Annotated in this window: 7 protein-coding genes; 3 read left to right on the top strand and 4 right to left on the bottom strand. The window is 61.8% G+C overall.

All coding sequences use genetic code 11. The features are described from left to right. Nucleotides 1-1885: alpha-amylase family glycosyl hydrolase (locus ABI_RS10370; RefSeq protein ID WP_083811451.1), on the top strand; the 1885-nt coding region annotated here is incomplete at its 5' end. A 1-nt stretch (nucleotide 1886) separates the two neighbouring features. Here the strand turns inward: ABI_RS10370 and ABI_RS26450 are convergent. The 4 genes from ABI_RS26450 to ABI_RS10350 all read right to left on the bottom strand — a co-directional run bounded on the left by ABI_RS26450 (nucleotide 1887) and on the right by ABI_RS10350 (nucleotide 9180). Further along, a complete protein-coding gene (locus ABI_RS26450; RefSeq protein ID WP_040308789.1) occupies nucleotides 1887-7520 on the bottom strand; it encodes a calcium-binding protein in 5634 nt (1877 codons plus the stop codon). Between the two features lie 354 nt (nucleotides 7521-7874). Beyond that, nucleotides 7875-8444 carry a hypothetical protein gene (locus ABI_RS10360; RefSeq protein WP_006272893.1) on the bottom strand — a complete coding sequence of 190 codons (570 nt, stop codon included), beginning with the start codon at nucleotides 8442-8444 and terminating at the stop codon, nucleotides 7875-7877. Then, nucleotides 8441-8959, bottom strand: a complete 519-nt coding sequence (locus tag ABI_RS10355) for a GcrA family cell cycle regulator (RefSeq protein WP_006272892.1) — start codon at nucleotides 8957-8959, stop codon at nucleotides 8441-8443. The genes ABI_RS10360 and ABI_RS10355 overlap by 4 nt, the downstream gene beginning before the upstream one ends. Then, complete coding sequence (locus ABI_RS10350) at nucleotides 8956-9180, bottom strand: hypothetical protein (RefSeq protein WP_040308788.1); 225 nt, start codon at nucleotides 9178-9180, stop codon at nucleotides 8956-8958. Before ABI_RS10350 ends, ABI_RS10355 begins: the two co-directional genes overlap by 4 nt. A gap of 194 nt (nucleotides 9181-9374) precedes the next feature. On the opposite strand from ABI_RS10350, the gene ABI_RS23620 reads away from it, so the two are divergent. Both ABI_RS23620 and ABI_RS10340 read left to right on the top strand, forming a co-directional pair. Continuing rightward, nucleotides 9375-9944, top strand: coding sequence for a S24 family peptidase (locus ABI_RS23620; RefSeq protein WP_157138772.1), 570 nt, complete (start codon nucleotides 9375-9377; stop codon nucleotides 9942-9944). A gap of 113 nt (nucleotides 9945-10057) precedes the next feature. Then, nucleotides 10058-10384 (top strand): hypothetical protein, encoded by a 327-nt coding sequence (locus ABI_RS10340; RefSeq protein ID WP_006272889.1) that lies wholly within the window; start codon nucleotides 10058-10060, stop codon nucleotides 10382-10384. Nucleotides 10385-10474: the final 90 nt, after the last annotated feature.

Genomic DNA, 10474 nt, shown 5'->3' with positions numbered 1-10474 from the left:
CGCTCCCCTCACCCTAACAATCCATTATCGCCGCCTCGACGGTGACTATTCCGGCTGGGGCCTGCATCTGTGGAACGACACCACCGGCACCGCCGCCATTGCCTCTGGCACCGCCACGACCTGGGCAGCCCCGCGCGCCTTCGACAGTACCTCGGGTGGCTGGGCCACGGTCGTCATTCCGCTGGCCAATGACAATGCCAATCTCAACTTCCTGATCCACAAGGGTGACGCCAAGAGCCCGATGCTGGACCTGCGCATCAACCGTTCAACCTTTGGCGCCGAGGCCTGGGTCGTCCAGGAAACCGGCGCCGTCTTCGCCACCCGCGCCGCCGCCGACACCGCCGCCGCCAAGGTCGGCCATCAGGCCGACGACCTGAACATGGCGGCCGTCCCGGTCGGCACGACCACCAGCACACTGCCTGCCGGTTGGAACCGCAGCGGCCAGTTCATGGAGGTCTTCGTCCGCTCCTACAAGGACAGCGATGGCGACGGGATCGGCGACCTGAAGGGCCTGACCTCCAAACTGGACTACCTGCAATCCCTGGGCGTCACCGGCCTCTGGTTGATGCCGGTTTTCGAAAGCCAGGACAATGACCACGGCTACGCCGTCAGCGACTACCGCGCCATCGAGCGCGATTACGGCACCCTGGCCGATTTTGACGACCTGATCACCCAGGCCCACGCGCGCGGCATCGGCGTCGTCCTCGACTACGTCATGAACCATTCAGCCGCCCAGAACCCGCTGTTCCTCGACGCGGTGTCCAGCCCGACCAACGCCCGCCGCAACTGGTATGTCTTCAACGCCGCCGATCCCGCCTGGAGCACCTGGGGCGGCAATCCCTGGCGCCCGACCGCCTATGGCTACAATTACGGCCTGTTCGCCGACAGCATGCCCGACTTCAACCTGAAGAACCCGGACGTTGTCGCCTGGCACATGGACAATCTGCGCTTCTGGCTGAACCGCGGCGTCGACGGCTTCCGCTTTGACGCGGTCGAAACCTTTGTCGAGAACGGCCCGTCCGCCTGGTACAATCAGCCCGAAACCCACGCCGTCCTGGTCCAGGCCCAGACTGTCATCAACGGCTATGCCAACCGCTACATGGTCTGCGAAGCCGCCGACCATCCGTCGGAATACGCCGCGACAGGCGGCGGCTGTGGCAATGCTTTTGCTTTCGGCAAGCAATGGGAGGTCCGCAACTCCGCCACTTCCGGCGCCCTGACCTCCGGCCTGCACGCCTACCTGACCGCGTCCGACCGGGCGGCACTGCCCCTGTTCCTGTCGAACCACGACGGCTTTGCCGGCGGCCGCGCCATTGATGCCCTGAGCGGTCATGGGGAAGGCGACTACCGGGTCGCGGCGGCGATTGCGCTTCTGGCCTCCGATACCCCCTTCACCTATTACGGCGAAGAGTTCGGCATGGGGGGCAACGGTCAAAGCGGCGACGCCGGACTGCGCGCCCCGATGAGCTGGACCAACGCCGTCTCGGGCTTTACCTCCGGCACGCCCTACCGCCCGGTGGCGTCGAATATGGCAACCTACAATGCCGCCGCCCAGGCCGGAGTGGCAGGTTCGCTCCTGGAAACCTATCGCTCGCTGTACGCCGTGCGCTCGTCCTGGCCGGTGCTGCAATCAGGCACTTTGACGGCTCTGTCGTCACCGGGCGAGCCGCATGTGGCCTTCCTGCGGCAACAGGGCGCGCAGACGGCGGTGGTGCTGATCAACCTGTCGACGGCTTCCCAGACCATAACGGTTGGTACGGGCCTGAGCCTGACGGCATTCGGCAGCATCTACCCGACCGCCGGCGCCGCAGTGACCAGCAACGCCTCCGGCCGGATCACCGTAACCCTACCAGCACAGGGCGTGGCGATCCTCACCACGCCTTGACCTACCACACCATATGGCTAAGCACGTCGGTTTGGCTGGCGCTCAGGACCGTGATCGTGTTGCCGCCACCCAGGTTAATGACGACATCGCCGCCGAACTGACTGACGATCGCCGCATTGGCGACGCCGTGCGTGTAAGCCGTGAGGTTGATCGCGTCGTTCTGGGCCGCGCTGAAGTCGGTCACCGTGTCTTTCCCACTGCCGGTCATAAAGGCGAACACGTCCGCCCCCAAACCGCCGGTCAGCACATCATTGCCGCCCGCACCGTCCAACCGGTTTCCGCCAGCGTTGCCGGTGAGGCTGTTGGCCAGTGAGTTGCCTGTACCGTTGAGATTGGCGCTTCCGGTCAAGGTCAGTATTTCGACGGCCCGCCCAAATAAGGAATAGGTTACGGATGAATAGATCGTGTCTGTCCCCTGCAGGTGCGCCTCACCGACATTATCCTGAGCATGGTCAACATAATAGGTGTCGTCGCCCAGGCCGCCCATCATCTTGTCGCTGCCGGCACCGCCATCCAACGCGTTGTTACCGGCATTTCCAGTCAGGGTATTGTTCAGGCCGTTGCCGGTAACGCTGAGATTGGCGCTGCCCAGCATGATGAAGTTTTCCACGGCCCGGCCGAACAGCGAATAGCTGACCGAACTGATGATGGTGTCTGTGCCTTCCAGGTGGTTCTCACCAACGCTGTCGCCGGCATTGTCGACATAGTAGGTGTCGTCCCCCAACCCGCCCAGCAGGCGATCACTGCCTGCGCCGCCGTCCAGCATGTCGTTCCCGGCAGCGCCTTCGAGCGTGTTGTTGCCGCTGTTGCCAGTCATCAGATTGTTCAGCGAATTACCGATACCTGCCAAGTTGCCCGCACCCGTCAGGGTCAGGATCTCGACCGCACGTCCCAGCAATGAATAGCTGACCGAACTGATGATGGTATCGGTGCCTTCAAGGTGATTTTCACCGACACTGTCACCGGCGCTGTCGACATAGTAGGTGTCGTTGCCCAAGCCGCCGACCATTCGGTCGCCGCCGGCACCGCCATAGATGACATTGTCGCCCGAATCGCCGGTCAGCCTATCATTGAAAGCCGAGCCGATGAGGTTTTCGAAGCCGATAAGGAAGTCGCTGCCGGCGCCACCGGTCATCTGTCGGGCGTTATTGACAGCCAAACTCACCGTCACACCGGCGGCGGCATCGCTGTAGCTGACGGTATCGTTGCCGGCCACACCGTGCAGGTCGTCATCCCCGGCGCCGCCCAGGACCAGGTCATCGCCCTCCATGCCGATCAGGGTGTCATGGCCTGCCGCGCCGCTCAGGGTGTCAGCGCCTGCGCCGCCATAAACCTTGTCACTGCCGAGGCCGCCAAGGAAATGGTCGTTCCCGCTTCCTGCCCAAAGCTCGACCACCTCGATATTGCGGAAGACCGTGCCGTTGGTTGCGACAAAACCTTCGGCGGTCGCGCCCCGCCCGAAGTCGTAGACCAGACCCTGGGCCCCGTAGATTCGGTTGTAGTACAGAGCATCCCAGCCAGCGCCGCCGTCAATGACATCAATCCCACCCAACTCCGGGTCGACGTCGACGGAACCGGAATTGTAGGTGCTGGTGATAGAATCGTCGCCGGTGCCACCATTGATCGTGTCGTTGCCGCCGCTGCCTTCCAGAGAGTCATTGCCGGCGTCGCCGTTCAGGACATTGTTGTCCGTAAGCGGGCCGACGCCGAAGAAATAGGCCCGGCCGACAAGGCCGTCATTGCCGTCACCGCCACTCAGAACATCGTTGCCGCCATTGCCGATGATAATGTTATCCTGGGCCGTTCCGACCACCGTCACATTGTCTTCGGTCAGCGACCAGACCTCGTGGAAGGTCGCCTGTTTGCCGGAAAAATCTATTACGCCGCCAGCCACCAGCTTGATCCAGTAGGCGTCGATCTGCTGGAATGCACTCAGGGCGTCGGGGGTCGCCGCAACGTCTCCGCCGCCCGTGTACAATATCTCGATACCGGTAAAGCTGCCGCGCAACTGGCCATCGCTGTAGTCGAGGGTGTCTATGCCGTCGCCGCCATCAAAAACATCCTGCCCCTGGCTGAAGGAAGCATAGGCCAGGGTATCGTTGCCATCGCCGCCGTAGAGGTAATCGACATCGCTGTCCGTCGGGCCAGGGCCGTCATTTGTGACCAGACTATCGTTGCCCGCGCCGCCGTACAGGGTGTCCGCACCGGCACCGCCGATCAACACATTGTTGCCGGAAGTCCCGGTGATGGTGTTGCCCTGGGCGTTGCCCGTACCGTAGAGATCGGCAGTACCAGTCAGAGTCAGGTTTTCGACATGGTCGGCGAGGGTGTAGCTCTGCGACGCCAGGACCACGTCCGTGCCTTCGGAAGCGTTTTCGACGATGACGTCGCTGCTGCTGTCGACAACATAGGTGTCGTCGCCCAGGCCACCGGCCAGGGTGTCGTCGCCGGCACCGCCGTCCAGAGCATTGTTGCCGCCGTTGCCGGTCAGGATATTCGCCAGGCCGTTACCGTTAGCGGAAAGATTGCCGGAACCGGTGAGGGTAAGGCTCTCGATATGAAGGCCCAGGTTATGATTGACCGACGCCCGGACCGTATCTGTGCCTTCATCAACATTTTCAGTGACCACGTCGCCGCTGCCGTCGACGACATAGGTATCATCACCGCCCTGACCGGCCAGCGTGTCATTGCCGGCTGCACCATTCAGGAGATTGTGTCCGGCGTTACCGGTCAGCCCGTTTGCAGCAGCATTGCCCGTTGCTTCGAGATGATCGCTACCGGTAAGCGTCAGAGCTTCAAGGTTGTCGGCCAGGACATAACTGACCGAACTGAAAACCGCATCACTGCCTGCATTGGCGAGTTCGACGATCGCATCGCTGACGGCATCGACATAGTAGCTGTCGTTGCCGGTCAAGCCCGACATGGTGTCGTTACTCGCGCCCCCAATAATGACATTGCCGACCTCATTACCGGTCAGATTGTCAGCAAAAGCCGAACCAGTGAGATTTTCGAAACCGGATAACTTGTCCGAGCCGCTGCCGCCTGTCGCTTGTGAAGCGGTAAGGCTGAGACTGACCGTGACGCCGCCGGAAGCGCCGGCATAACTGACCGTATCACGACCTGCGCCACCCTCCAGGGTGTCGTTACCGGCGTCGCCGCTCACCCAATCCGCGCCAGCGCCGGCGGTGACGGAGTCGTTGCCAGCGCCGGCGTCGAGACGATTGTTGGCGCCATTACCGACTAATATGTTGTTCAGCCCGTTGCCGGTGCCGTCGATGTCATTCGATCCGTCCAGGGACAGGATTTCGAGATTGGCGCCAAGGACGTAACTGATGGAACTGTAGACTTCGTCGGCACCTTTGTTTGCCTCCTCAATCACCACGTCGTCGACCGAATCGACACCATATCTGTCGTTGCCGCCACCGCCAGCCATGCTGTCCTTACCGGCGCCTCCATAGAGATGGTCGTTGCGGGCGCCCCCGGTCAAGGTGTCGTCACCCGCATCGCCATAGAGCGTTGACGCCCAGTCCGCCGCAGCCTTCATGTCGTCGTTGCCATCGCCGCCATAGGCGGCGTTGTCATCGTAAGTTTCCATCATCTGGACCGTGTCGTTGCCGGCGCCAGCATAAATCCGCTTTGTGCCGTAGATCAGGTCATCGCCGTCACCGCCTTCGGCGACCGTAGGCCCAGAGGCATTGTTGAACAGGGTGTCATTTCCGGCGCCACCGTAGACGCCGCGCGTATGACTGCCACCGACCAGACTGTCGTTGCCGCCCAATCCGAAGATCATCTTAGAGCTATCACCCCATCCTATGCTTTCGCCTCGGATGACATCATCAAATTCGCTGCCTTCGATCCAGGTCGCGCTTTCGATGTTCTGGATCGTGCCGCCGCCGATCGTCTGGCTGGTTAGCGAAAGGTCGAAGCTGACTCCCGCCGTCGCTGCCTGGAAACTAATAAACAGCGTGTCGACATCGGCACCTCCGTCGACATTGTCACCGTAGCCCGCAGACAGAAGGTCGGCGCCGGCGCCGCCCGTAAGGGTATCGGCTGCGGCATCACGGTCCAGGATCGGCGCAATATAAATAAAATCGTAGTAGTAGGGCATTTTGTAAACGCCGAACGGCGCTGCCGCATAGAGAACATCGTCGCTCGACCCGCCGTTCAGTTGGTCGGCGCCGTCGTTGCCGATCAGGGTGTCTGGGCCGCCGTTGCCATTGAAGGTATCGTTACCGCCGTTTCCAATCGCGGTATTGCCGTCCTCGCTGCCGACATAGATGTCGGCGCCATCATCCCCTGTAAAGTTCACCCCGCCGAGCCCAACCCCGGCCAGTATCGCATCAAGGAGGTATGTACCCTCCGAGAATTGCAAGGCTTCGATGCTGCGATCGAGCTTATCGGCGCCATCGGGTGAACCCGTGCGCAGATCGGCGACCGTAATGATGTGTGTCAGCGCGTCTTCGGTAACCTGATAGTCGGTGATGCCGCCGCTGTAGACCGCGACATCTCCGGTCAGATCGGCGGGATGGTCGCCACCGGTCAGGGTGTCATTGCCGCCGCCGCCGGTAAGCCAATCTTGACCAGCGCCGCCGGTCACGGAATCGTTGCCGGCGCCACCGTCGAGCACATCGGTTATGCTGCTGCCGGTCAAGGTGTCGTGACCGGCATCGCCGAAGAGCTGCACACCCAAGTCGTCCACGGCCCGGATATCGTCGTCACCGTCCCCACCCGCAGCGTCTGCGTAATAATGGCTCCAAACCATCAGGATGGTATCGTTGCCGGCACCACCAAGGACCGTGCGATGCGCGTAGATGAGGTCGTCACCGTCACCGCCATCGGCGACGGAAGACGTATTGGTGTTGGTGTACAAAGTATCGTTGCCGGCGCCGCCCTCAACGCGTTGAAGATACTGGGAGTTACGGCCGTCAACACTGTCGTTGCCGTCGCCGCCGTAGAGAGCTGCCGTATAGTAGCCTGCGCTCAGATTGTCGTCGCCACCCATGCCGAAGACCACCGGCGCGCTGCCGTTCCAGCCGGAGCCTTCGCCCAGGATGACGTCCCCGAATTCGCTGCCTTCGATCCAGCGGGCACCTTCGATGTTCTGGATCGTGCCGCCGCCGATCGTCTGGCTGACCAGCGACAAGTTGAAGATGACACTGGAGGTTGCGCCCTGGAAGCTGATGAACAGGAAGTCCGTCCCGTCACCACCATCGACGTTGTCGCCGTAACCTGCCGAAATGACATCATCGCCGGCACCGCCCGTTAGGCTATCGGCGATAGCGTCGCGGTCCAGGACCGGTACCACATACGGAACAGCGTCGTAGTAGGGTGTCTGATAAGCACCTGGTGGCGCTGATGCGTAGAGAAGGTCGTCGCCATCTCCGCCGCTCATCACGTCGGCGCCACCGTTGCCTTCCAGGGTATCGTTGCCGCCGTTACCCGACAGAGAGTCGTTGCCAAGAAGACCGTGGATATCGTCTGCGTTGACGGTGCCACTATAGGTGTCGTTGCCAGGTGTTCCATTGTAGGTGGCCTGCATGACCCCGTCATTGACCGCCAGGGCCACCCGGTGCGGCGTCTCCGCGCCGAGTGCCGAAACCCGCGCGTCGCTGCGCTTACCGAATGTAGCGGCCATGGCTTTCCCCCGTTATAAAAAAGTTGTAAAGAAACTATCTGAAGTCACCTGTTTTGGAAACACGGTTCTTCCGTAAGCAACAAACCTAAAGCCGATGCGCTTGCTTGCAACGCAAAACGCCTCACGACTAAGCCGCATTAAAACACCATTTGGCTGAGCACATCTGTGTGGGTGGCGTTCAGCGCGGTAACGGCGTTGCCGCCACCCTAGGTAAAGACGACACCCAGGCCGACCTGAATGACCAGCCCTACGTTGCCTAGGTTGTTGCCGGTGCCAGGATAAATCCAGTCAGCGTCACCTTCTCCGAATCACAGATCGCCATCGCCATCGCCGTCGCCGTAGCCACAAATCGCATCACCGCCAGAACGCTTCCATATCCTCACAGGCCCGCCGTACCAGCGCCGCCTGGGCATGCAGCCGGCGCTCGCCAGTGACGGCTTCAACCACCTGTCGCCAGCGCACACCAGCCTGGCCGTCCGGCCGCCGCACAGCTACCCCGTCGCCCTCCATAATGTCCTGGACCAGCGCTGTCAGTAGCCGACCCGACGACGGCCCGACAAAGCGCATGACCTGTCGCCAGACATGGCCATTCTCGATCATCCGGTCAGTGACCAGATCGGGCGCCGCATTGCCAGACACGATGGCCCAGCCCATCTCCCGCTCACCGGGCTTGCCACCCAGGCCACGCCACGCGGCATAGATCTCGATCAGCCTCGCTCCGGCTGCAGACTGGTTAGAGGTGATCTCCTCCGACTGGCGCAGCACACGAAAGACATTGGACCGCCGCTTGACGCCGGTATCGGCGCCCGTCAGGTCATAGACCGGTTCCAGGTCCTGGCGGGCGATCCCCGCCAGAGCGACAGACTCGAGCGACGGACAATAGGTTAGCTGATTGATGCGCTTCTGGCGTTTGGACTGGCTCATGAACGCTCCGATACGGGAAGATACATTTTCGGCCGGCAAGCGGCGCAGTAACGGCTACGCGGCGTCGTCTCCGCTCCGCAAAACAACCAATTCGGCGCTTCGCCACCGGTAATATTGGCGCAGGCCCGCCGGCTCAGATCCCCGAACGGAATCCCCGTCCCCGGCATGGCGGCCTCCAGAGCCGCCAGAAAGGCCCGCCCCTCCGCCGCCTGGCGCGCCCGCGGACTCGACGGTTCGGGCTCGACGACAAAAGGATCCAGCCCGACAGGTCGAAACGGCGCCGCCGCTTCCGCTTTTTCGGTCCTGACCGCCACCCGGGCGCGGGTGAACAGATAACCCATGGCGATGGTCGCCGAATTGTCCCTCAGATCGTGGCCGGCCTTACGCAGTCGGAACACCTTGCCGATCACGGCGCTGCGGCTGACACCCAGAGAGTTGGCTATGGCGGCGCTGGACTCGCCCTGGTTCCAGCGACGGCTCAGTTCCGCCAGGCGGTTCGGTGTCCAGCCGCTCATGACCGCCCCTTTTCACCCAGGATCTCATCAACCCGGGCTTCCAGTTGCGCCTTGAGATGACGGACGGGCTTGTGACGCCGGCGGGCTTCGGCGATTTCGGACCGCAACCGCGCGCAGAAGGGATCGCGCAGCAACGGATTGCCGGCAGGTGGAAAGGCCGTTTCCCATAAGGAACGGAAACCGCGCAAAAGGCCTCGTATAAACTCATAGACATGCATCATCGCAGGCGCTCCAGGCGCAATAAGAGGGCGGGCGGCAAAGGAGAAAAAGCCGCCCGCAAGGTTTCAGGGAGGCCGGAACATCCGGCGAACATCAATGTATGAAATATGTATTTTCACGTCAAGAGATAAATGTAAGAAAAATACATTTGTACAGTTTATACATTCACCTCATGAGCGAACAAAGCGAACGACTGATGCGGGCCCGGATCGAGGCGGGGTTTGAAACGGCGGTGGATGCCGCGCGCCGTTTCGGCTGGACCAGTTCTTACCGCAACAACGAAAGCGGCACGGCCTCCTTCTCGTTCAAGAAGGCGCTGGAATACGCCGAAAAGTTCAAGGTCCGGGCGGCCTGGCTGTATGCCGGCATCGGCCCGATGCGCGAAGCCAAGGTGCCGGTCATCGGCCGCGCCCTGGCCGGGCCCGACGGTTCCTACATCGACGATTACGACTCCGGCGATTTCGAGCCGCTGGAGCCTTTCAATATTGAGGACAGCGTGGCCGTGATCGTCGACGGCACCTCAATGACGCCGCGCTTCATGCCGGGCGAAATCGCGGTCTTTGGCCACAAATACGACGACCCGTCCCCCCTGCTGAACAAGCAGGTCCTGGTGCGTACCATCGATGGCCAGCGGATGATCAAGATCCTGCGCTCCAGCAAGACCCCGGGCCTGTGGGACCTGCACAGCCTGAACCCGGCCTTTGCCCCAATCGAAGCCATCGCGGTCGACTGGGCCCGCCCCTTCGAGGGCCTGCGCGTAAACTGAGTCTCCGCTCCTTAACCATCCGACTCGGCGCGCAATGTACCAATAAGACATTCTCTGCTTGACTTTTTGATGTATTTTATATACATTTAATTCGGACAAGCGGGAGCGATGACATGGACGATACTGGCTTTCGTTTTGGTCTTGCCGACGCAATCGCCGTCACGCCGTTCAGCCACAGCGCCCGGGTCAACCGCGCCGTGGCCGCCGATCCCGCCCTCAAAGGCTATCTCCTGCGCCCCCGCCCAACCCGGCCAGCAGAGGCCCCTCTCGAAGCCGGCGCCACGGTTTACCTGCGCTTTCCCTACGAAGGTCTGGGGACAGCCATCATCCTGTCCGTTCGCCGCGGCCCATGCGGCCTGGACTATGAACTCGACCTCCCCGATCCGCACGGTGCCGCTGCGACCTGGTTCGTTCCACGCAGCGGCATAACGCCGACCTGACGACCGCAAACGGCTACCGATTACAGCCCCCTGTGACACCATCGGAATGGTGAACCAGAAGGTGCTCCCCTTTCTCCGGCGCCGAGGTAA

The sequence above is a fragment of the Asticcacaulis biprosthecium C19 genome (assembly GCF_000204015.1).
In the GTDB taxonomy this organism is placed as follows: Bacteria; Pseudomonadota; Alphaproteobacteria; order Caulobacterales; family Caulobacteraceae; genus Asticcacaulis; species Asticcacaulis biprosthecius.
This window is presented reverse-complemented; position numbering and strand designations above follow the sequence as displayed.

Coding starts and splice junctions, on each gene's coding strand:
- ABI_RS26450 (WP_040308789.1), bottom strand. CDS start 7,520: ATGGCCGCTACATTCGGTAAGCGCAGCGACGCGCGGGTTTCGGCACTC.
- ABI_RS10360 (WP_006272893.1), bottom strand. CDS start 8,444: ATGAGCCAGTCCAAACGCCAGAAGCGCATCAATCAGCTAACCTATTGT.
- ABI_RS10355 (WP_006272892.1), bottom strand. CDS start 8,959: ATGAGCGGCTGGACACCGAACCGCCTGGCGGAACTGAGCCGTCGCTGG.
- ABI_RS10350 (WP_040308788.1), bottom strand. CDS start 9,180: ATGATGCATGTCTATGAGTTTATACGAGGCCTTTTGCGCGGTTTCCGT.
- ABI_RS23620 (WP_157138772.1), top strand. CDS start 9,375: ATGCGGGCCCGGATCGAGGCGGGGTTTGAAACGGCGGTGGATGCCGCG.
- ABI_RS10340 (WP_006272889.1), top strand. CDS start 10,058: ATGGACGATACTGGCTTTCGTTTTGGTCTTGCCGACGCAATCGCCGTC.